At 50.7% G+C, this 21,405-nt stretch carries 16 protein-coding genes and 2 pseudogenes; 9 read left to right on the top strand and 9 right to left on the bottom strand.

Going from position 1 to position 21,405, the window contains the following annotated elements; all coding sequences use genetic code 11:
* Nucleotides 1–4: 4 nt before the first annotated feature.
* The 7 genes and pseudogenes from fbpC to AYY16_RS14100 all read right to left on the bottom strand — a co-directional run bounded on the left by fbpC (nucleotide 5) and on the right by AYY16_RS14100 (nucleotide 8,490).
* A pseudogene (gene fbpC, locus AYY16_RS14130) lies at nucleotides 5–1,055 on the bottom strand (ferric ABC transporter ATP-binding protein).
* A gap of 16 nt (nucleotides 1,056–1,071) precedes the next feature.
* The gene (locus AYY16_RS14125; protein ID WP_067367862.1) at nucleotides 1,072–3,150 is read right to left on the bottom strand and encodes an ABC transporter permease; all 2,079 of its coding nucleotides are present in this window, start codon (nucleotides 3,148–3,150) and stop codon (nucleotides 1,072–1,074) included.
* Nucleotides 3,151–3,361: 211 nt separating this feature from the next.
* Nucleotides 3,362–4,393 carry an ABC transporter substrate-binding protein gene (locus AYY16_RS14120; RefSeq protein ID WP_067367859.1) on the bottom strand — a complete coding sequence of 344 codons (1,032 nt, stop codon included), beginning with the start codon at nucleotides 4,391–4,393 and terminating at the stop codon, nucleotides 3,362–3,364.
* A 16-nt stretch (nucleotides 4,394–4,409) separates the two neighbouring features.
* Nucleotides 4,410–5,714, bottom strand: a complete 1,305-nt coding sequence (gene uhpC, locus AYY16_RS14115; protein WP_067367856.1) for an MFS transporter family glucose-6-phosphate receptor UhpC — start codon at nucleotides 5,712–5,714, stop codon at nucleotides 4,410–4,412.
* Nucleotides 5,715–5,798: 84 nt separating this feature from the next.
* Nucleotides 5,799–7,346, bottom strand: coding sequence for an MASE1 domain-containing sensor histidine kinase (locus AYY16_RS14110; protein ID WP_067367853.1), 1,548 nt, complete (start codon nucleotides 7,344–7,346; stop codon nucleotides 5,799–5,801).
* Between the two features lie 3 nt (nucleotides 7,347–7,349).
* Nucleotides 7,350–7,979, bottom strand: coding sequence for a response regulator transcription factor (locus AYY16_RS14105; RefSeq protein ID WP_067367850.1), 630 nt, complete (start codon nucleotides 7,977–7,979; stop codon nucleotides 7,350–7,352).
* A gap of 166 nt (nucleotides 7,980–8,145) precedes the next feature.
* Entirely contained in the window at nucleotides 8,146–8,490 is a 345-nt protein-coding gene (locus AYY16_RS14100) for a YacC family pilotin-like protein (protein ID WP_067367848.1), read from the bottom strand.
* 190 nt (nucleotides 8,491–8,680) lie between these two features.
* Between AYY16_RS14100 and cueO the strand changes: the two genes are divergently transcribed.
* Together cueO and hpt are read left to right on the top strand one after the other, a co-directional pair.
* Nucleotides 8,681–10,285 (top strand): multicopper oxidase CueO, encoded by a 1,605-nt coding sequence (cueO, locus tag AYY16_RS14095; RefSeq protein WP_067367843.1) that lies wholly within the window; start codon nucleotides 8,681–8,683, stop codon nucleotides 10,283–10,285.
* A gap of 239 nt (nucleotides 10,286–10,524) precedes the next feature.
* Entirely contained in the window at nucleotides 10,525–11,064 is a 540-nt protein-coding gene (gene hpt, locus AYY16_RS14090; RefSeq protein ID WP_190973102.1) for a hypoxanthine phosphoribosyltransferase, read from the top strand.
* A gap of 118 nt (nucleotides 11,065–11,182) precedes the next feature.
* Here hpt and can read toward each other — a convergent pair whose 3' ends face one another.
* Entirely contained in the window at nucleotides 11,183–11,842 is a 660-nt protein-coding gene (gene can / locus AYY16_RS14085) for a carbonate dehydratase (protein ID WP_067367840.1), read from the bottom strand.
* Nucleotides 11,843–12,025: 183 nt separating this feature from the next.
* On the opposite strand from can, the gene AYY16_RS14080 reads away from it, so the two are divergent.
* The 7 genes and pseudogenes from AYY16_RS14080 (at nucleotide 12,026) to AYY16_RS14050 (ending at nucleotide 20,524) form a co-directional block, all read left to right on the top strand.
* On the top strand, nucleotides 12,026–12,952 hold the full coding sequence (locus AYY16_RS14080) for an ABC transporter ATP-binding protein (protein ID WP_067367837.1): 927 nt from the start codon (nucleotides 12,026–12,028) through the stop codon (nucleotides 12,950–12,952).
* A complete protein-coding gene (locus tag AYY16_RS14075) occupies nucleotides 12,949–13,719 on the top strand; it encodes an ABC transporter permease (RefSeq protein WP_067367834.1) in 771 nt (256 codons plus the stop codon). Before AYY16_RS14080 ends, AYY16_RS14075 begins: the two co-directional genes overlap by 4 nt.
* Before the next feature lie 371 nt (nucleotides 13,720–14,090).
* Nucleotides 14,091–15,545 (top strand): serralysin family metalloprotease, encoded by a 1,455-nt coding sequence (locus AYY16_RS14070; protein WP_067367831.1) that lies wholly within the window; start codon nucleotides 14,091–14,093, stop codon nucleotides 15,543–15,545.
* Between the two features lie 118 nt (nucleotides 15,546–15,663).
* On the top strand, nucleotides 15,664–15,966 hold the full coding sequence (locus tag AYY16_RS14065; RefSeq protein ID WP_082970746.1) for an AprI/Inh family metalloprotease inhibitor: 303 nt from the start codon (nucleotides 15,664–15,666) through the stop codon (nucleotides 15,964–15,966).
* 145 nt (nucleotides 15,967–16,111) lie between these two features.
* Nucleotides 16,112–17,873: pseudogene (locus AYY16_RS14060) on the top strand (type I secretion system permease/ATPase).
* Nucleotides 17,863–19,179 carry an HlyD family type I secretion periplasmic adaptor subunit gene (locus tag AYY16_RS14055; RefSeq protein ID WP_067367828.1) on the top strand — a complete coding sequence of 439 codons (1,317 nt, stop codon included), beginning with the start codon at nucleotides 17,863–17,865 and terminating at the stop codon, nucleotides 19,177–19,179. The pseudogene AYY16_RS14060 and the gene AYY16_RS14055 overlap by 11 nt, the downstream one beginning before the upstream one ends.
* Before the next feature lie 4 nt (nucleotides 19,180–19,183).
* A complete protein-coding gene (locus AYY16_RS14050) occupies nucleotides 19,184–20,524 on the top strand; it encodes a TolC family outer membrane protein (RefSeq protein ID WP_067367826.1) in 1,341 nt (446 codons plus the stop codon).
* Here AYY16_RS14050 and panC read toward each other — a convergent pair.
* Nucleotides 20,502–21,362: a pantoate--beta-alanine ligase gene (gene panC / locus AYY16_RS14045; protein ID WP_067367824.1), complete on the bottom strand. Its 861-nt coding sequence runs from the start codon at nucleotides 21,360–21,362 to the stop codon at nucleotides 20,502–20,504. The genes AYY16_RS14050 and panC overlap by 23 nt on opposite strands.
* Nucleotides 21,363–21,405: the final 43 nt, after the last annotated feature.

The raw sequence follows: 21,405 nt of genomic DNA, 5'->3' as shown, positions 1-21,405 counted from the left end.
TAACTTACTGTTTTTCTTCCAATATAAACATACCGTACGGATGTATTTGCAGGAACAAACTCTCTCCCGCAGACGGCTGCAATTGAGTGGCATTGATTTGCAGCAGCATTGATTGTCCGTGCCAGTCCACTGTTACTTCATACTGTGGTCCCATATAAGCAACATGCGTAACGGTACAGCGCTGGCTTTCATCACCCTGTAAACTCAGGGTAATTGCTTCAGGGCGAACCCCTACCGTGACACTGCTTTTATCTGTGACAAACTGCGGCGGACGCGGCAGGCGGTAATTAAAAATCTCCACAGCATCATGACTTAATGTGGCCGGGAAGATATTGGCATCCCCCATAAAGCTTGCCATAAATTTCGATGCCGGCTGGCGGTACAGTTCCTGCGGTGAACCCAGTTGCATTATCTTCCCTTTATTCATCACCAGCACCATATCAGAAACAGCAAACGCTTCGCTCTGATCGTGGGTGACATAAAGAGAGGTGATATTAAACTGCTGCTGTAATTCACGGATTTTTTCCCGCATGCTGCGGCGCAGGTTGGCATCCAGGTTACTCAGCGGCTCATCAAATAACAGCACTTTCGGTTTGAGGATCAATGCACGCGCCAGCGCGACACGCTGCTGCTGCCCACCGGAGATCTGATCGACAAAGCGTTCGCCGAATCCGGAAAGGTCGACCATCTCTAACGCCTCTTCCACGCGCTCTTTGATCTCCGCTTTCGGGCGTCCGAGCATTTTCAGCCCGTAACCGACGTTATCCCCGAGGGACATGTGCGGGAAAAGGGCATAAGACTGGAACACCATACAGATATCACGCTGCTGGATGGAACGATCAGTTACGTCCTCTCCATCAATAAACATCTTCCCCTCAGTCGGTTTTTCCAGACCGGCTACCAGGCGCAGTACCGTGGTTTTACCGCAGCCTGACGGGCCGAGCAGTGTGACCATACTGCCTTGCGGAATGGAAAGACTTAAATCGTCGATGACCGTGTTGGTGCCAAAGCGTTTAGTCACATTTTTTTAATTCAACAAAACTACGTTGTGTCATGTCGGTTACTCCGTGATTACTGTGCATTTTTGGCTTTGGAACGTGAAACACGGGCTTCGCCAATCAAAAAGTCGAACAGGAAGATAATCGCCAGCATCACGACGATAAGAATTGAACCATACGCAATCGCCACGCCGTATTCGCCGTCTTCCACCCGGTTCAGGATGTAAGCGGTTGCCACGCGGGTGTCCGGTGTGACGAGGAACACGATGGCGCTGACGGTGGTTATCGCACGGACAAAGCTGTAGATAAGCGCGGAGAGAATAGCCGGGCGCAACAGCGGCAGCAGGATGTGGAAAATAGTCCGCATTGATCCCGCGCGCAGGCTGAGTGAGGCTTCATCCAGCGATTTATCTATCTGCCCCAGACCGGCGATACCGGCGCGAATTCCGACCGGAACGTTACGCATAGTCATTGAGATAATGACGATAGCGGCAGTACCGGTGATATAAAACGGTGAATCATTAAAGGCGAGAATATAAGAAACCCCTGCCACTGTGCCCGGTACAGCAAAGCAAAGCATAGTGGTGAATTCGATAGTTTTCTTACCACGGAACTCCTGGCGCACCACAATGTAAGCTATCAGCAGACCGAGAACCGCCGTGATTGGTGCGGCAATACCGGCGTAGAGCAGGGTATCCAGCAGTGAAGGCCACGCGCCGTCATTCATGCCCTGACCAAACAGTTTGACAAAGTTATCCAGGGTTAAGGTGTAATCCACGCCCCAGTTCACTGTGAAGCTGCCGTAGAAGATGCTGCCGTACAGTACCAGGTTGAAGACTACCCAGATTGCCAGGAAAACCGTCACAAAGGTGACCAGCGCCGCCGGTAATGGTTGTACATCACCACGATAAGATTTTCCGGAAACCGTGACATAAGAGCGCTTGCCAATCCACATATACTGCACACAGAAGATAAGCAGGGAGAAGACCAGCAGGGATGCACCCAGGGTACTTGCTGCCTGATAATCGAGCTGGGAGCCGGTGATATAGAAATAGATTTGTGTGGCGAGTACATCAAAGTTACCGCCGAGGACCAGCGGGTTACTGAAGTCTGCCAGTGATTGCACGATAACAATCAGGAACGCATTCGCCAGCGCCGGTTTCAGCAGTGGCATAAAGACGTTGAAAAAAGTCTGAAAACGGTTGGCGCGCAGGGTATAAGAGGCTTCTTCCAGTGACGGATGAATAGTTTTGATAGCGCCGTCGAGGATCATAAAGGACATCGGCGTAAAGGCGAGCACTTGTGCCAGCCAGATACCGGTGAAGCCATACAGCCAGTTGGTGTTTTCAAGCCCGGCATAAGTCGCCAGAAACTCGGTTACATACCCGGAACGTCCCATCATCAGTGTTACGCCCAGCCCGACAATAAACGGCGGGGTGACAATCGGCAGAATAGAGAAAATACGACCGACAATGGCAGAACGTTTGGCGATTCGGGTGGTATAAATAGCGAGGATCAGCCCGAAGAAAGTACATCCCGCACCTACGGCAAGGGAGAGGATTACGGAGTTCCAGATAACCTGCACAATATGGGATTGTGTCAGGATCGCGACAAAGGCGAAAGGCGCGAAATCTCCGTTATTGTCCGTAAACATCGGGATGAAAATCGCGACACTCGGGAAGACAATAAACAGCGCAATCAGTGCGACAACCGCAATCAGTGAGCCGATAACAAACTGATCGCCACCCAGCCATTCCAGCCGTTTGAGGGCGAGGGTCATTATCATGCCGAGCGAAATAAACAGCACAATGGAAGAGTAACCCAGTCCTTTACCTTCCCATATTGCGCTGAGAATAGTGGCAACTAAGGTCAGTGCTGCAATGGCGATATCGGTGTAGTGCCGGCTCCGCTGGTTACGGGACGCCGGTGTCAGCGGACGGAAAAACAGCACTGACGGCAGCAGATACCAGAGCCAGCTGATGTTAAGACCGTTCCAGCCGTAAGCGGCCAGAATTTCATCTTGTGTGGAGTCGGTTAAACCATAATCCAGGCTCCATGATGGCAGCAGAGCAAAGCCCAGCCACGCTATCAGTAACCATAAGAAGATGGTATCCCGTCCCTGTTTAGCAGACAGAGTCAGGGTCTGAGACATAGAAATCTCCCTTGCTCGTCCTCATTCAACCGGCAGGTGCGTTGGCTTCATTCACAATCCGAATCACTTACTGGTGTAAGCTCACCGGTTTGTTTCATTTGCCGCCTTCCTGCCAGCTGAATGAGTTAGAGCAATGTTATTATAAAATTAACAGCAATATTAAGTAATCGGGGAATAACGCCGTGCGGAGATCACCGCACGGCGGACAACATTACTTACTCATTTTGACGTCAGTGACCCATTTGTTGATCAGACTTTTACGGACTTCGGCGTCGCCGTATTTATCCATATCGTAATTGATCAGTTTCAGGTCAGCGAGTTTCAGTGACATAGGTGAAGATTCAGCCGTGGTGTTGGTCAGGATTTGGTAAGATTTACCCTCTTTCCAGCTGATTTCCTGTGCTTCTTTGGAGAGCACAAAATCGGTGAACAGTTTGGCGTTGTCCATGTTGCGGGCATTTTTCAGGATACTGATCCCGCCGATTTCATAACCGGTTCCTTCACATGGTGCGATTAATTCCAGCGGCGCACCGTTTTCCACTTCCAGAGAATAGTCATGCAGGAAGCCGATACCAATGGCGGATTCACCACGGGCGGCGTTACGCGCCGGGGCAATACCGGATTTGGTGTACTGGGAGATATTACCGTTGAGTTTTTTCAGGTAATCAAAGGCTTGTGCATTACCCCATAACTGATCAAAAGTTGCCAGTGCGGTATATGCTGTGCCGGAGCTTTGCGGGTCGGCAATCTGAATTTCACCTTTGTATTCCGGTTTGGTCAGATCTTTCCAGCAGGTCGGGATCGGCAGACCTTTCTCTTTCAGACGATCTTTATTCACACCAAAGCCCAGGATCCCGACATAAACGGCGGAAGAGTAGTTACCTTTGCGTTTGGCCGGATCACGGAACTGCGGCATGATCTGATCTAAGTTCGGGGATTTGTAAGGCTCCAGCAGATCCATTTCACCCGCCTGTGAATGCGGATCTAATGTACCGCCGTACCAGACGTCAGCCTGCGGGTTACGTTTTTCAGCTTCGATTTTTGCCAGCGTACTGCCGGAACCGTTGCGGACAAACGTGGTTTTAACATCATATTTTTTGGCGAATGCCTGGGTTTCGGCTTCACACATCGCATTGGTTGCGCTGCAATAAACAACCAGACGACCGGCGGCGTTAGCTGAGGTGGTAACAGCCGCCAGCGATAAACCGGCAGCAACAAGAGCAGAGAGGGTGTTAAGTTTCATTATCAGTTCATTCCTTCTATAGGGTTCTGTCATCGGAGAGTGAAACAGAGCCTGCCAGATGCTCCCGTTTGCTGACATTAGCAATCAGAAGAGGCATCAGCAGTAATCCCGTCAGCGCCGCAGCACTGGTCAGCAGGGTAAACATTCCCTGCCAGCCGTAATGTGCCATGACCTGAGCGAGCGGCCACCCCGCCATTGCCGCCCCTAAATAGGCGTACAGACCGAGGTAGCCCGTTACCGTGCCGGCGGCTTTTTTATGGCAATATTCTGTCGCCGCCAGCCCGATTAACATTTGCGGCCCGAATACAAAGAAGCCGATACTAAAGAAACATACTGCCAGCAGCCCGTAGTGATGAATCGGCATTAACCATAAGGCGCTGACAGCAACAAATAAACCTAAGGAAAACAGCAGGATCATCGGTGCCCGCTGACCACGGAACAAAATATCAGACCCCCATCCCGCGCAGACCGCACCCAGCAATCCGCCTAACTCAAAGAGTGACAATATGGCATTGGCACTCAGCAGATTTGCGCCGTGTGTTTCAGATAACCAGAGGTTTCCCCAGTCGTTTATCGCCATACGGATCAGATAAACGAGAATGTAGGAAAAACCGAGTAACCAGATCATCCGGTTACATAAAATCGTCTCTTTCAGAATGGTCAGCATCGGCTGCGGAGGCGATAACTGCTCCTGGCGCAGCTCTGACGGGTCATGCCGCCATTGTCCGACTGTCGGCAGCCCCTCTTCCTGCGGCGTGCCGTGCAACCGGGTACTGAGCCACAGACCGGTCACCATCCCGATAATCCCCGGCACAATCAGTGCCATCTGCCAGCTGTACCGGGTTGCCAGCCAGGCGGTCAGCAGCGGCAGGGTAATGCCGCCGAGGTTGATGGAGATATTCCATAATCCCCACCAGAAACCGCGCTCGTTACGCGAATACCAGTGTGTCAGGATGCGGGCGCACGGCGGCCAGCCCCATCCCTGAAAAAAGCCGTTCAGTGTCCAGACAATCAGCAATGCAGGAAACGACAGACACCAGGCAAATACAATATTGAGCACGCCGGTCATAAACAGCCCCGCGCCCATAAACCAGCGATAGCCTGTAATATCGTGAAAAATCCCGGACAAAAACTTTGAGATACCGTAGCTGAGGTAAAACGCCGTGGCTATCCAGCCTATGTCGCTTTTATCCAGAAATAACTCAGCCTGCATAACCGGCATGACAAAATTGAAACTTTTTCGGGTCAGATAAAACGTGGCGTAACCGATAATCATCGATAACATCAGTTTGTTGCGCCAAAAATGATACGTTTTATCCATAGATGCTCCCGCTCAGGATGAGAAATGTAATCAATCTGTCAATGAAAAGGATGAGATAAGGTAGTAGATGACTAGGAATTAGTCTTAGTTTTCAGTATTTTCATCAGAAAATGTGGGCAGGTTAACAATAATTCGGGTACCGCCGCTGGTGGTCAGTGTCCAGTCGCCGCCGAGCGCCTGCACCCGTTCTTCAATGCCGCGCAGACCAAAGCCGCCGCTGCGTTTGTTATCAGGTATTCCGATGCCGTTATCGCTCACATGAAGCTGTATCGTGTCACGTGTTTGTTTCAGTGAGATCAGAATATGGGTTGCTCCGGCGTGCTTGCTGATATTATTTAACAATTCCTGAACAAGCCGGTAGAGCGTAAACAAAACCGTCTCGTTTTCCGGCGCCTGTTGCAGCTCATAATGAAAATCACATTGAATGGCGTTTTCCCCGAAGGCAAACTCCGCAATCAGGTGGCGCAGGGCATCTTCCAGTGACATTTCATTCAGTACCGGCGGGCGCAGTTCGCGCAGTAACTGGCGGGTGGATTGATGGATCTTCTGTGCCAGCTCGTTTATCTGTGCGGCCGCCTGACAACTGCGCGGATCAGGCGCTGTCTTTTTGACCAGCATGGATTGGATCTGAATGGCGGTAATATTCTGTCCGATTTCATCGTGAAGCTCGCGGGCAATCGCTTTTTTGACATCCTCTTCCGTATGTACAAGTTTCTGCATCAGGTCACGCCGCGCCTGTAATTCCTGCTCCAGCCGTTCCCGGTAGCGCTGCAAATTGCGCGATAACTGCTGCTGGCGGCTGATGGCAATCCCCAGTCCGATACCAATCAGTGCCTGGGTACTCATAAACATCTGTAATTCCTGAAGATCAGCAAATGCGCCGTTAAACTGCCGCGCAAAAGTGATAATCAGGCTGCCGAGCAGTGCTGATAACACGCCACCCTGCCAGCCGTAGCGGTAGGCCATAAAGACATTCGGGATAAACACCAGCAGCACCAGCAGGCGCTCAATCTCCGGGGTGAAAAACAGTTGTGCGCTGAGCCCCGCCAGACAGAAAAGAAAACACCACATCAGCAGTGAGGTGCGCAGTTGCGGATCAGGCGAGCCATAATCAAGGATCAGGCGGAAATGTTGTTCATGGAGATATTCATAAATCAGATACACAAAAGGTGTAAGCAGAATGCCGCCGGTGAAGCTGGTAAGAAACACCTGGCTGACACTCAGAGGGGTAAGCAGACCGAACAGGACTGTGTGCAGAATACTGTTGATACCGACACCGGCAAGCAGCAGTAACAGCCGCTGCCAGTACAGTGTGTAGCGCCACCAGATAGCCTGTACGGCAAAGGCGGTCAGCAGGCTCAGTAACGGGGAGAGCAGAATAGCGGTGTGCGGCATCAGCTGTTCCTGCGATAACCAGATGCTCAGCAATAATTCAGACAGCAATAATACCGGCCAGAAGCGGCGCCACAACAGGATCATCAGTGCCAGGCGTAATCCCTGCGGCAGAAATAAGGTGGACAGCATACTGTCCGGGCTGAGATAAAAGCTGATGATCCAAAGTCCTATCCAGGTCAGTGAATAGGTAAACAGCAGAAAGACAGATTGTAACAGCAGACGCGCACTGCGGCTCATGGGTTATTGTCCCGCGATCAGATGATGCGCCAGGGCAAAATGAACCAGATCAATGGTGTTGTCACAGTGCAGCTTTCCCAGCACATTGGCACGGTGAACATGCACCGTTTTGTGGCTGAGTGTCAGTTTATCCGCAATGGCTTTGACACTCATTCCGCCGACGAGCAGGTCAAAAACCTCGCGCTCACGCGGAGTCAGTTCATTCAGCGCCCGGTTTTCCGGCGGCGACTGGCGCAGCGCGCGCATTGCATCCGCACACAGATAACAGCCGCCTTTATGTACCGAACGCACCGCCTGTACAAGTTCTTCCGGACCGCAGCGTTTGGTCAGATACGCAGCCGCACCTGCATCCAGCGCACTCTGCACAAAAGCGGGTGTATCGTAAATACTCAGAATGATCGTGCGGAAAGCCGCCTTATGCTCACGCAGGCGGGTCAGTAACTGTAACCCGTTTTCGTCAGGCATGGAGATATCCATGATAGCCACATCAATATTCAGGCGGGTCAGTTCCGGCCATGCCTCTTTGGCACTGGCATATTGTCCGGCAATTGTGATATCCGGTTCCAGAGTCAGGAGCTGTGCAAAACCTGACCGTACGACTACATGGTCATCGATGAGCGCTATTTTTATCATGTCCGGACAGTGTGTTATCAGTCAGAGAGGGGGAAATTGAATAAAGGTTATATCAATATAGTGAATGATAATCGAGGGGATTCACGCAGAAATCAGCTATACGGCGTTTTTTTTTACAGCTAAACCGATTCGGTTGCGGGCAATTTACCGGCAACCGGCAGGCCGATTATTTTACGTAGGCAAGCAGTGAGAGTGAATCGCGGGCAAGAGCGGTGCATTTATAGTTTTCTGAGAGCTTGATCTCTTTGATATCGAGATAATTCTCTTTATTCATTTTTGCCATCTCTTTCATGTTGTAATTGCTCATATCCCAGCGGTTACTTTGTGCAAATAATAAAATGGCTTTTTCGATACGGGCATTCTGCAGATCCTGATAGCCACAATCATTCTTCAGATAGATAAAAACAGCCGTCAGCCCGGCAAGATCTTCAGCCTGTGACGGCGTCAGTGCTTTCGCAGGAAAGGAAAGCAACAATGCAAAGCTGATAAAAAGACTAAGTAATATTTTCATAAAGGTAGTGTACCGGTAACGCTTGTCAGTTTAGGTGAAGATTTTAATAGTTTTGTCGTGAATTTAATAGTCTGACTAAAGTGGTGTAAAGCCCTTGTTTTCAGCGTGGCATTATATTGACCTTGCCCTTAGGTCAGGGTTTAGCCTTGCTATAACAGCATATCATTATTGATGATAAAGGAAGCATATCATGCAACGACGTGATTTTTTGAAATATAGCGTATTCTTAGGTGCCGCCACGATGCTGCCGGCATGGAGCCGGTTTGCTTTTGCCGCTGAAAACCGTCCTTCCCTGGGGATCCCTCCACTCTTAACCTCTGATAATGCACAAAGAATCACACTGAACATTCAGCAGGGACAGATGTCTTTTGTTGCCGGAAAAACCACACCGACATGGGGATATAACGGCGATTTGCTCGGACCTGCGCTGAAATTGAAACGCGGTAAACCAGTCACCGTGGATATTGTGAATAAATTACCGGAAGCCACTACGGTTCACTGGCACGGGCTGGAAATCAGCGGTGAGCAGGATGGCGGTCCGCAGGCGATTATTGAGCCGGGTAAAACCAGGACAGTCAATTTTACCCCGGATCAACCGGAAGCAACCTGCTGGTTCCATCCGCATACTCACGGAAAAACCGGGTATCAGGTCGCAATGGGGTTGGCGGGGCTGGTACTGATTGAAGATGAAAACTCCGCCACCACCGGCTTGCCGAATCAGTGGGGCGTGGATGATATCCCCGTTGTATTACAGGATAAGCGCCTGAAAGAAAACGGCGAAATTGATTATCAGCTCGATGTGATGTCAGCGGCAGTCGGCTGGTTCGGCGACATGATGCTGACGAACGGCACGGTATATCCGCAGCATATGGCGCCGCGCGGCTGGTTACGCCTGCGTCTGCTCAACGGATGCAATGCCCGCAGCCTGCGGATAGCCGCCAGTGACGGGCGTCCGTTGTATGTGGTGGCGAGTGACGGCGGTCTGCTGGGTGAACCGGTAAAAGTACAGGAATTACCGATCCTCATGGGAGAGCGTTTTGAAGTGCTGGTGGATACCTCAGATGGTCAGCCGTTTGATATTATCACTCTGCCGGTACGCCAGATGGGCATGACGCTCGCTCCGTTTGATAACCCGCTGCCGGTGCTGGCTGTCCGTCCGACACTTGATGCCGCACGCGGTAAACTGCCGGATGTTCTGGCGGCAATACCGGTGCTGATTGATGCCTCCCGTCTGCCGGTACGTGAGTTCCGTCTGATGATGGATATGCGCCTTGATATGCAGGGCATGATGATGCTGACAGATAAATACGGTCAGCAGGCAATGGCCGGTATGGGTAATCATGGCGGCATGGGCAATATGGGTGGCCATGGCAATATGGGCGGCGGCATGAAAGGCATGAGCCACGGAATGCACGGCGGCGGTAACAGCGGCTCCGGAAACATTGATATGATGAATGCGAACAGTATTAATGGTCTGCCGTTCTCAATGACAGAAAGTGCGTTTGATGTGAAACAGGGGCAAACGGAGCGCTGGGTTATTTCCGGTGTGGGCGACATGATGCTGCATCCGTTCCATATTCACGGCACGCGCTTTCGTATCCTCAGTGAGGGCGGACGCAAACCGGCAGCACACCGGCAGGGTTGGAAAGATATCGTCCGTATCGAAGGTGATGTCAGCGAAGTTCTGGTGAAATTTGATCATCCTGCAACCAATGCACATCCGTACATGGCGCATTGTCATCTGCTGGAGCACGAGGACACAGGGATGATGACGGGCTTTACGGTTTCAGCCTGATTTATTTTTGTACATTCCGCATCTGCGTCATTATATGGCGCAGATGCGTTTTGTTCTCCCGCCCGTTATCGCGGATTTGTCCGGGGTATGTTAAACTAACGCGCTTTCTGACCAGTATTATACCCTTATTCATTCAGACTGCAGGTTCGTTGGCTGCACCTTGAATGACGTTGGGTAGAAATTCCTTTCTGTTTAATACTGAACCACTGTAACAGCGTAGCGTTGACGGCAAAAAAATCATGAAGAAACATACCTTAGATACAATGATCTCCGAAGCGGAGATTCAGCAGCGTGTTGCCGGACTCGGCAGTGAAATTTCCGCACACTATCGTCACAGCGATAAAGATCTGGTTTTAGTCGGATTGCTGAAAGGCTCTTTTATTTTTATGGCTGATTTATGCCGTAAAATTGATGTTCCGCATGAAGTGGATTTTATGACCGTATCCAGCTACGGCAGCGGCACATCCTCCACCCGTGATGTGAAAATTGTCAAAGATCTGGATGAAGATATCCGTGGCAAAGATGTGCTGATCGTGGAAGATATTATTGATTCCGGTAATACATTGCATCGTGTGCGCGATATTCTCTCTCTGCGCGGCCCGAACTCTGTATCTATCTGCACTCTGCTGGATAAACCCTGCCGCCGTGAAGTGAATGTACCGGTGGAGTGGGTGGGTTATGCAATTGAAGATAAATTTGTGGTGGGTTATGGCATCGATTATGCCCAGAGCTACCGCCACCTGCCGTATATCGGGCATGTGACACTGCTGGAAGAGTAATTTTCTGCACAATTATTCAGCCGGAAATTACTTATCCGGGAGTTACTTACCCGGAAATGCAAAACGGCACTTTACAGTGCCGTTTGTCTTTCTGTTATATAATGCGCCCGGTCAGTGATCAGGACTGTGACATATTAGAAAGCTTGGCAACCGCCTGACGATAGACCAGTTCCATTTTTTCCCGGCTGTCAGAGCTGATATCCAGATCATGAAGCAGGCCTTTGTTTATCCCGTAAATCCAGCCGTGGATCATCACCCGCTGACCGCGTTTCCACGCCGCCTGCATGATAGTGGAGTGGCCGAGGTTATACACCTGCTCAACCACGTTCAGCTCGCATAAGCGATTGATTCGGTCCTGCGGCGCGAGTTCACCCAGCAGCGAACTGTGCTGATACCAGATATCGCGGATATGCAGCAGCCAGTTATTAATCAGCCCGAGTTCGGTGCCCTCGATGGCTGCCTGAATACCGCCGCAGTTATAGTGACCGCAGACGATAATATGCTCGACCTGTAAAACATCCACCGCATACTGAATAACCGAGAGACAGTTAAGATCAGTATGGATAACCAGATTTGCCACATTACGGTGAACAAACAGATCCCCCGGTGCGGCGTCGATCAGTTTTTCGGCGGGAACGCGACTGTCAGAACAGCCAATCCAGAGGAACCGCGGCTTTTGAGCCTGTGCGAGTTCTTTGAAAAAATCCGGATCTTTTTCATTTACGGATTCGGACCACTGTTTGTTATTGGCAAACAGCTCTTCGATTTTTTTCATCATGACGGATAGCCTGTTGGAGATCCTTTCGCTAGAATCTGTGTATAAAAAATTTAAATTTTAATAATTTGTTATTAAATGATTTCAGAAAAGAAGACAAATTGTCAAGAACCGATTCCGGTTCGCAGGTAATATTTTGGTTTATATTGCACTCAAATTTCTAAATTAAAAAGGTATTTTTCTGTTATGACCTATGCACTGGAAATATCACAATTAACCAAGCAGTATGCAGGTGGCGTGCAGGCTTTGAAGGGAATAGACCTGAATGTCAGCGCCGGGGATTTCTATGCGTTACTGGGTCCGAACGGCGCAGGAAAATCCACCACCATCGGTATTATCAGCTCTCTGGTCAATAAAACCGCCGGGAAAGTCTCGGTTTTCGGCTATGACATCGATACCGACCTGGTGCTGGCAAAGCGCCAACTGGGGCTGGTACCGCAGGAGTTTAACTTTAACCCGTTTGAAACCGTATTACAGATAGTATTACAGCAGGCGGGCTATTACGGCGTGCCGCACGATGTGGCGCAGGAGCGGGCAAAAATCTACCTGACGCAACTGGATTTATGGGGAAAGCGCGATGAACGTGCCATGCATCTGTCCGGCGGGATGAAACGCCGCCTGATGATTGCCCGCGCGCTGATGCATCAGCCGAAACTACTGATCCTCGATGAACCGACTGCCGGGGTGGATATTGAACTGCGCCGCTCGATGTGGGGCTTCCTGAAAATGTTGAATGCACAGGGGACGACTATCATCCTCACGACGCACTATCTGGAAGAGGCAGAAATGCTGTGCCGCAATATCGGAATTATCCAGCACGGCGAGCTGGTGGAAAATACCAGTATGAAAGCACTGCTCAGCAAGCTGGAGTCTGAAATCTTTATCCTGGATTTAGGCGCAAAAAGTCCGCTTCCGCAGCTTGAGGGCTATAAATATCAGTTAACAGATACCTCAACGCTGGAAGTGGAAGTCCGCCGTGAGCAGGGGCTGAATGGTATTTTTGCACAGTTGAATGCGCAGGGGATTGATGTGTTAAGTATGCGGAACAAAGCAAACCGTCTGGAAGAATTATTTGTGCATCTGGTTAATCACGATGCGGAGGCTGAAAAATGATGTCGTTGTACTGGGTGGCGCTGAAAACAATCTGGCGCAAAGAGATCACCCGCTTTATGCGGATTTGGGTACAGACACTGATCCCGCCGGTGATCACTATGTCACTCTATTTTATTATCTTCGGGAACCTGATAGGTAACCGGATTGGTGAAATGGGCGGCGTGGGATACATGCAGTTTATCGTGCCCGGACTTATCATGATGTCAGTGATAACCAACTCTTATGCCAATGTGTCGTCTTCCTTTTTTGGTGCGAAATTTCAGAAAAGTATTGAAGAACTGCTGGTCGCCCCGGTGCCGACTCACGTCATTATTGCCGGGTTTGTCGGTGGCGGCGTGGCGCGTGGTGTGCTGGTTGGCATACTGGTCACGCTTATCTCCCTGTTTTTTGTACCGTTACACATCCATTCGTGGTTTATGATTGTTACCACACTGCTGATGACCTCGATCCTTTTCTCGCTGGCGGGGCTGCTCAATGCACTGTTTGCGAAAAGCTTTGATGACATCAGTATTATTCCGACTTTTGTCCTGACGCCGCTGACCTATCTGGGGGGCGTATTTTACTCCCTGACACTGTTACCGGCATTCTGGCAGGCGGTTTCCAAACTCAACCCGATTGTGTATATGATTAGCGGCTTCCGTTATGGTTTCTTAGGTATCAGTGATGTTTCTGTGGCGACAACACTCAGCGTTCTGAGTCTGTTTATCGCGGTATTTTATATCCTGACCTGGCGCCTGATAGAGAAAGGACGCGGTCTGAGAACCTGATCCTGAATCACTCCTCTGATAAAAACCCGGCAAAACAATCGCCGGGTTTTTTGTCGCATCACCCCACCATTTCCCCCCCGTCATGTAATTATTTTTCCTCCGGCTATCTCTGATAGCTGAGCGCCTTCTTCTGTCCTCAGCTGTTCCAAAACCAAATAACAGAATTAGTGTGCATTTATTTATCACCAGATAGATTAGTTAAACTAATGTGTTTATCGTGTGCAGACTGATGAGATACATCAGTTTCATTGACTGTTTAAGATAAATTTCGTTCTGTTTAACTACTATACCCAACGTCATTCAGGATGCAGGCTGACTGCGGCAACGAACCTGCAGTTTGAATGAATAAGGGTATATACCGGAGGTATTTTATGGGTGTAGCGGCATACGGCAAGGAAGGCGGGTGGTCATTTATTAATGATATACTGAGTAGTCCCGGGCGGGGTAACGGGCGTTATATTAATAATAAAATCTCATACGATGCATTTGATGCGGGTGATCATATAGCCCGGAAAAATACAACATGGAATGGTATTGATAAAATCGGGCAGCCTGCGGAGGTGACTTACTCTTTCCCGACATGGGAAGGGATGTACAGGAATGCTTTCGGTGATAAAGGATTACAGGGATTTAATGAAAACCAGCAGGCACAGGCACGCTTATCACTACAGTCGTGGTCTGATGTGGCAAACGTTAAATTTACTGAAGTAAATGCAGGGAAGGGCGAAATATATACCAATATTACCTTCGGATATATTAATGATAAATATACCCAGGCTTACGCGATGCTGCCGTTCAGCCGTGATGAATGGGGCAGGCCGTTTACGGATTCACGCGGCTATGATGTGTCCGGTCAGACCTGGTACAGTTCAACGCCGGGTGCGCTGAATATTACACCGGAAAACGGTAATTACGGACGCCTGACAATGACGCATGAAATCGGTCATTCACTGGGATTATTACACCCCGGTGATTATAACGCGGGTCAGGGAAGCCCCTCTTATAAAAATGCCGATTATGCAGAAGATACCCGCCAGTACAGTGTCATGAGTTACTGGAGTGAAAAAATGACCGGCGGCGATCATAAAGGAAGCTATGCTTCAGCCCCTTTGCTGGATGACATTACGGCTATCCAGAAGCTGTATGGTGCTAATTACAACACCCGGTCGGATGATACCGTGTATGGGTTTAACTCTAATACCGGACGTGATTATTACTCCGCCAAAAGTGGTGGTGACAAACTGATCTTCACCATCTGGGACGGCGGGGGCAATGATACGCTGGACTTCTCCCGTTATTTCAATGACCAGAGGATCACCCTGGAAGAAGGCAAATTCTCTGATGTCGGCAGATTGATCGGCAATGTGTCCATTGCACACGGCGTGGTGATTGAGAATGCCTATGGCGGTTATGGTGACGATATTCTGATAGGCAACGATGCGGATAATATCCTCAAAGGCAATGCGGGGGATGATGTTCTGTACGGCGGTGCCGGGCAGGATAAACTCTGGGGCGGTACCGGGCAGGATATTTTTGTCTTTTCTGCCGTAACAGATTCTCTGTATGCGCAGCCTGATCGCATTATGGACTTCTCAACCGGTCTGGATCGCATCGACTTACAGGGACTGAATCAGAACCAGTTTGGTGACAAGTTTATTCACTTTGTGGATGAATTCAGTGGCACAGCCGGGGAAGCCATGCTCAGTTATGATGATGACCGAAACCTGACTGAGCTGCTTATCAATATTGGCGGGCATCAGTATCAGCCTGATTTTAAAGTCGATATTGTGGGTACGGTAAATGTCGTAACTGACTTTATCGTATAACGCAGCAGGCGGGCGCGGCAGTAGTGACTGCGGCGTCCGTACCGTACAGGGAATGGTTGAAATGCCTATCAGATACTTAATATTATCACTGTTTTTTCTTCTTTTTTCAGGATACAGCATGGCGGACAGTCAGGTTCTGCCCACAGCGGGCGCTTTAAAAGGTGAATGGCAGTTTACCGATGTGCAACACACACAAAGAGTCATACTGACCGATATCCCCGATGAGACAGCAAACGGGTTTGTGCTGAACTTTATTGACGACGCGGCAAACCAACCCGTTACTGCCTGGCGTCCGGAACCGGACGGAATTGCGTTTGTCACCGCAGACGGCACCGCCCGTTACTTTTTTTGTGCTGAATCTCCCGGTCATTACCGGGCCGAAATCTGGCGTGATGGCGGCGCTCAGCTTGTGAAAGAATAGCCCGCCGGGCATATATGTAACACCCCTCTCAATAACACCATACCCAACGTCATTCAGAATGCAGCCAACGAACCCGCAGTTTGAATGAATAAGGGTATATCAATAACAAGACTCCTGAGCTATGACTCAGGCGGAGCACCTGTTTATGTTTTCCGGGAAAACCAGAAACGAAATCACCGCGTTTATCACCACACGAAAAAAACTGTTTACCACTCTCGCATTATTCACTGCACTGATTAATCTGCTTATGTTAGTGCCGTCCGTGTATATGTTGCAGGTCTACGACCGCGTTTTACCTTCCGGTAATGACATGACATTACTGATGCTGACACTCATTATGATCGGGCTGTTTATCCTGATGGGCGGGTTGGATTTCCTGCGTAATCTGCTGGTTATCCGTATGAGCAATCAATTTGATATGGCACTGAATACCCGTATTTACACGGCTGCATTTCAGGCGAAACTAAACCGCAGCCCGGGTATTACACCATCAGCGGCACTGACCGATCTGATGCTGCTGCGCCGTTTTATTACCGGCAACGGTATTTTTGCCTTCTTTGATTTGCCCTGGTTCCCGGTTTATCTGCTGGTTATTGCGCTGTTTAACCCATGGCTGGGATTGTTTGCATTATGCGGGGCATTGCTCCTGCTGTTTCTTGCCATTATCAACGAGCGTTTTTCCGGACCACCGCTGACGGCAGCGAATCAGTTTGCCACCACCGCGCAACTGATGCAGAGCAGCCATTTTGAGCACACACAGCCCGCTGACGCGATGGGAATGCAGCATCACCTGCGTCAGCGCTGGCTCAATAACCACCTTTGCTGTCTTGAGGCGCAGACTCAGGCAAGTGATATTGCCGCTAAAATGATGTCGCTGACCAAAACCACGCGTATAGCCCTGCAATCCCTGATGCTCGGGTTGGGTGGCTGGCTGGCGCTGGATAATACCATTACGCCCGGCATGATGATTGCGGGATCTATTCTGATGGGGCGTGCACTTGCGCCGATTGAACAGGTTATCGGCGTATGGAAAAGCGCGAAAGAGAGCCGGCTGGCCTATCAGCGTCTGAAAACCTTGCTGGCAGCACACCCGTCACCTCCGGAGAAAATTGCGCTGCCGGTGCCAAAGGGAAACCTGTCTGTATCCGTTATGCAGGCGGGGTATCCTCACAGTAATGTGCCGCTGTTGCATAATCTGCATTTCAGTCTGGCGGCGGGAGAGGTGCTGGGGGTGATTGGTCCGAGTGGTGCCGGTAAATCGACCCTGGCAAAACTGCTTGCCGGGCTGTGGCCTGCAACGCGGGGTGCTGTCCGGTTGGATGGCGCGGATATCAGTCAGCAGGACAAAGCGGAGATTGGTCAGTACATCGGCTATCTTCCGCAGGAAATTGCGCTTTTTACCGGCACAATTGCCGACAATATTGCCAGGTTCGATCCTCAGGCTGATACAGATAATATTATTTGTGCCGCAAAAATGGCGCAAATTCATGAATTGATCCTGCAACTGCCGCAGGGATATGAAACGCTGACCGGACCCAACGGAGAAGGGCTTTCCGGCGGACAGCGCCAGCGTATTGCACTTGCCCGCGCACTGTATGGTTCACCTGCACTGATTATTTTAGACGAACCAAACTCTAATCTGGATGATGCGGGGATACTCGCGCTGGTCAGTGCTATTAACACACTGAAAGAACAGAAAAAAAACCGTCATTCTGATCACTCACCATAAACAACTGCTGTCTGTCACAGACAAACTGTTACTCCTGATTGACGGACATACAAAGCTGTCCGGACCCACTGCTCAGGTTATCGCAGAACTGAATCATTCACCGAAAAACGATCCACCAGAAAACAATACACAGGCGGGTAACTCACAGGGAAACCGGGCAGAACATCATGATAAATAAACATAAAAAAACAAAATCAGACGCTGTGAATGTGCCGGTGGACACCCAGCTGTACAGGCGGGCAGGTGGTGTGATGATTATCGCCGGTTTCTGTGGTTTTTTGCTGTGGGCGGGGTTGGCACCACTGGATAAAGGTGTCGCCGCATCGGGGACAGTGATTGTGTCCGGCAGTACAAAGCAGGTTCAGTCGCCGGTGGACGGGGTTATCTCTGCCATACAAGCAGAAAACGGGCAGCGGGTGGATGAAGGTCAGGTACTGGTCAGTCTCAGCCCGGTGCAGTCTCAGGCGCGCAGGGTGTCACTGGCGGAGCAACTTGACAGCACACAGGTCACTATCCGCAGGTTGGAAGCTGAACTCAGCGGGCAGAGCGGGTTTACACTGAATGCAGCGGACAAATACTACGCGCCTGCACCTTACGGAGAAGCGCAGTTACAGGCACAAAATGCATTACTGACCGCCCGTCGTCTTGAGCTGGAGAGTGAAATTCAGGGCTGGCAGGTGACCATCAGCGGTCTGACCCGGCGGCTCGTGACTCTCAGCGATATTACCCGCAACAAGCAGCAGCAACTGAGCAGCCTGACCACTCAGACGGCAAACCTGAAATCACTGGCGGAGGAGGGATATCTGGCACATCACCGCTATCTGGAGATCGCCCGCGAAAAAGCAGTGTGTCTCAGCCAGATTAATGAAAACCGTCTGCACATCAGCCAGGCAGAGGAGCAAAAAGCTTCTCTGATACAGCGGATAGCCCAGCGGCAGGCAAATTTTCAGCAGGAAGCGCGTGAAACCCTGGCGCGCCTGACGGTGCAGTACAGCGATTTGGAAAAGCAGCGGATTATTGAAACGGATCTGACGGATAAACATCAGATAACCGCACCGGTGAGCGGAACAGTGATGGATTTATCCATTTTCACTCACGGTGGCGTGGTGCGGGCGGGTGAGAAACTGATGTCGGTTGTCCCGCAGGAACAGACATTAATTATTGACGGAAAATTATCACCTCAGTGGAGAGATAAAGTGGCATCCGGTTATCCTGTGGATCTTATTTTTACGGCATTCAACCAGAACCGGACGCCGAAATTGCGCGGTGAACTGATATTTATCTCTGCTGACCGCCTGACAGATCCCGACACCCGCGAGCCGTATTATCAGATTCAGGTCGCCGTAGTGCAGGAGCCCGGACTTCCCGCGATAAAGCCGGGTATGCCGGTGGACATTTTTATTAAAACCGGCGAACGCTCATTGTTAAGCTATTTATTCAGACCGGTAACCGATCGCCTGCATTCCGCACTGGCAGAGGAGTAACAGCATGCACTATTTTTCAGGCGCACTCTGTGCGGCATTGTTGTGGCTGCTGACCGGGACGGCACAGGCAATCACACTGTCTGATCTCTGGCTGCTGGCGCTGGAGTCAGATCCCCATTTTCAGGCAGCACTGAAAACCCATGAAGCAGATTTAGCTCAGGCGGATGCCGGGCTGGCACACCTTCTGCCGACAGCCTGGCTGAGTTATCAGAATGCGCCGCAAAACCGTCTGACAAAACGGGAGCCGGTTGCGGAGCAGCAGACTTACCGCAGCCACTCACTGAATGTGGTGGTGACGCAGCCGCTGTTTGATTATGCGGCGTACAGTCAGTATAAAGCGTCGCTTATCAGCCGTCCGGCAGCGGACAGCCGCAGGCAGCAGCAGGTATCTGACCTGATGGTCAGAGTGACAAAGGCATATCTGACACTCGCTTATGTTCAGGATAAACAGGCACTGAACCGGAAACAGGAAGTATTGCATCACGCACAGCTGGCAGCAGCGCAGCGGCTTTATCAGTCGGGAGAAGGTATGCTGACTGATATTCAGGCTCAGCGGACACAGTTGTTACTGGCTCAGGCGCAGGTGGCGGATACAGAGCCGGAGATTGAACATGCCCGCCGTACCCTGGCAGACATTATCGGTCAGCCGCAATTGCGGGCCGATGATATTGCCCGGCTGAATTCGGGGGATTTTCAACCACCGGCGCTGTTACCGGCAGAATACCCGGCATGGGAGCAGCGGGCGCTGGCAGAAAACCCGCAGATCCTGGCGGCACAGTATGAAGTGAGCCTGGCAAAACAGGCAGCAGAAGTACAGCGCGGGGCGTTCATGCCCACCGCGCAGATCTTTGCATCCTGGTCTGATAATAAATCTGACAGTAATAATATGGTGAATCAGCGTTATGAATCACTCAGTGCGGGTATTCATCTCTCTGTTCCGCTGTTCAGCGGCGGTAAAGATATGGCAGGAATGCGCCGTGTGTCGGCACAGTATCAGACCGCGCAGCATGAGCGGGATGCGGTGGTGCAGACGCTGCTGCGTGAGTTATCACGCCAGTATCAGATTTGCCTGGGCGGCAGGGTAAAACTGCTGGCTTATGACCAGGCGGTGGCGGCGGCACAATTGCAGATTCAGGCGACACAAAAAAGTATTGCAGCCGGACAAAGCAGTCAGCCGGATATGCTTAACGCGCGGACACAGTATCACCGGGTGCTGAGTGAGCAGATAAAAGCCCGCTACGACTGGCTGGAGGCATGGATTTTGTTATTGCAGTACAGTAATACGCCGGACAGTGATACTGTCCGGCGTATTGAGGGGTATTTCAGTCAGCGGGCGGCAGATTAACATGCAGGCAGTCAATCAGGCGGATGCTTCCCAGCCAGGCAGAGGCCAGAATAACTGCTTTCTCACTGTTTACACGTACATCCTGTAAATCCTCTGCATCACAGATTTCCAGGCTGACATCACGGAAACCCGCGGTGTTTAAATCTTCGCGGGCATTATCCAGGCTTTCGCTGATGGCACTCGGACGTTCGCGGATCATATCTGCCAGTGTTTGCAGCGTCCGGTAAAGACCCGGTGCAGCTTTTTTCTCATCCGTACCGAGCAGCGTATTGCAGGAACTGAGCGCCAGCCCGGTTTTTTCGCGGACGGTAGGAATAGTTGCCAGTGCAATATCATAGTTCAGGTCGCGGATAAGGCGGCGGATGGTCAGATAGCGGGGATGGTCGTTTGTGCCGAAAAACACAATGTCCGGGCGGACAAGGTTGAATAATTTGCACATCACGGTGGCGATGCCTCTCAGGCGTGTGCGCTGATGAGGCTCATCACACTGATGAACCAGCGGCGGCACAACAACCTGTGTCTGGTGTGTCAGCCCGTGAGGATAAACATCACTGACGGCAGGGGCATAGACCAGATCAACCTGTGCTTTACTCAGTTTTTCACAATCCGCCTGCAAGGTTCGCGGATAGCGTTGTAAATCTTCTTCCCGCACAAACTGCAGCGGGTTAATAAAGACGGAGACCACCACAATATCAGCCTGTGCGCGGGCTTCTTTAATCAGAGCCAGATGACCATCGTGCAGGTTTCCCATTGTCGGGATAAACGCAACACGTTTGTTGTCAGTGCGCAGGCGGGCGATTTCGTTGCGCAGGATAAGCGCTGTTTCAATAATCCGCATCAGTGTCTCCTTGTCTGTGTCCGGTAAGCCAAAAGTACAGAGT

The organism is Morganella psychrotolerans, from assembly GCF_001676155.1.
Classification (GTDB): Bacteria; Pseudomonadota; Gammaproteobacteria; order Enterobacterales; family Enterobacteriaceae; genus Morganella; species Morganella psychrotolerans.
This window is presented reverse-complemented; position numbering and strand designations above follow the sequence as displayed.

Coding starts and splice junctions, on each gene's coding strand:
- AYY16_RS14125 (WP_067367862.1), bottom strand. CDS start 3,150: ATGTCTCAGACCCTGACTCTGTCTGCTAAACAGGGACGGGATACCATC.
- AYY16_RS14120 (WP_067367859.1), bottom strand. CDS start 4,393: ATGAAACTTAACACCCTCTCTGCTCTTGTTGCTGCCGGTTTATCGCTG.
- uhpC (WP_067367856.1), bottom strand. CDS start 5,714: ATGGATAAAACGTATCATTTTTGGCGCAACAAACTGATGTTATCGATG.
- AYY16_RS14110 (WP_067367853.1), bottom strand. CDS start 7,346: ATGAGCCGCAGTGCGCGTCTGCTGTTACAATCTGTCTTTCTGCTGTTT.
- AYY16_RS14105 (WP_067367850.1), bottom strand. CDS start 7,979: ATGATAAAAATAGCGCTCATCGATGACCATGTAGTCGTACGGTCAGGT.
- AYY16_RS14100 (WP_067367848.1), bottom strand. CDS start 8,490: ATGAAAATATTACTTAGTCTTTTTATCAGCTTTGCATTGTTGCTTTCC.
- cueO (WP_067367843.1), top strand. CDS start 8,681: ATGCAACGACGTGATTTTTTGAAATATAGCGTATTCTTAGGTGCCGCC.
- hpt (WP_190973102.1), top strand. CDS start 10,525: ATGAAGAAACATACCTTAGATACAATGATCTCCGAAGCGGAGATTCAG.
- can (WP_067367840.1), bottom strand. CDS start 11,842: ATGATGAAAAAAATCGAAGAGCTGTTTGCCAATAACAAACAGTGGTCC.
- AYY16_RS14080 (WP_067367837.1), top strand. CDS start 12,026: ATGACCTATGCACTGGAAATATCACAATTAACCAAGCAGTATGCAGGT.
- AYY16_RS14075 (WP_067367834.1), top strand. CDS start 12,949: ATGATGTCGTTGTACTGGGTGGCGCTGAAAACAATCTGGCGCAAAGAG.
- AYY16_RS14070 (WP_067367831.1), top strand. CDS start 14,091: ATGGGTGTAGCGGCATACGGCAAGGAAGGCGGGTGGTCATTTATTAAT.
- AYY16_RS14065 (WP_082970746.1), top strand. CDS start 15,664: ATGGCGGACAGTCAGGTTCTGCCCACAGCGGGCGCTTTAAAAGGTGAA.
- AYY16_RS14055 (WP_067367828.1), top strand. CDS start 17,863: ATGATAAATAAACATAAAAAAACAAAATCAGACGCTGTGAATGTGCCG.
- AYY16_RS14050 (WP_067367826.1), top strand. CDS start 19,184: ATGCACTATTTTTCAGGCGCACTCTGTGCGGCATTGTTGTGGCTGCTG.
- panC (WP_067367824.1), bottom strand. CDS start 21,362: ATGCGGATTATTGAAACAGCGCTTATCCTGCGCAACGAAATCGCCCGC.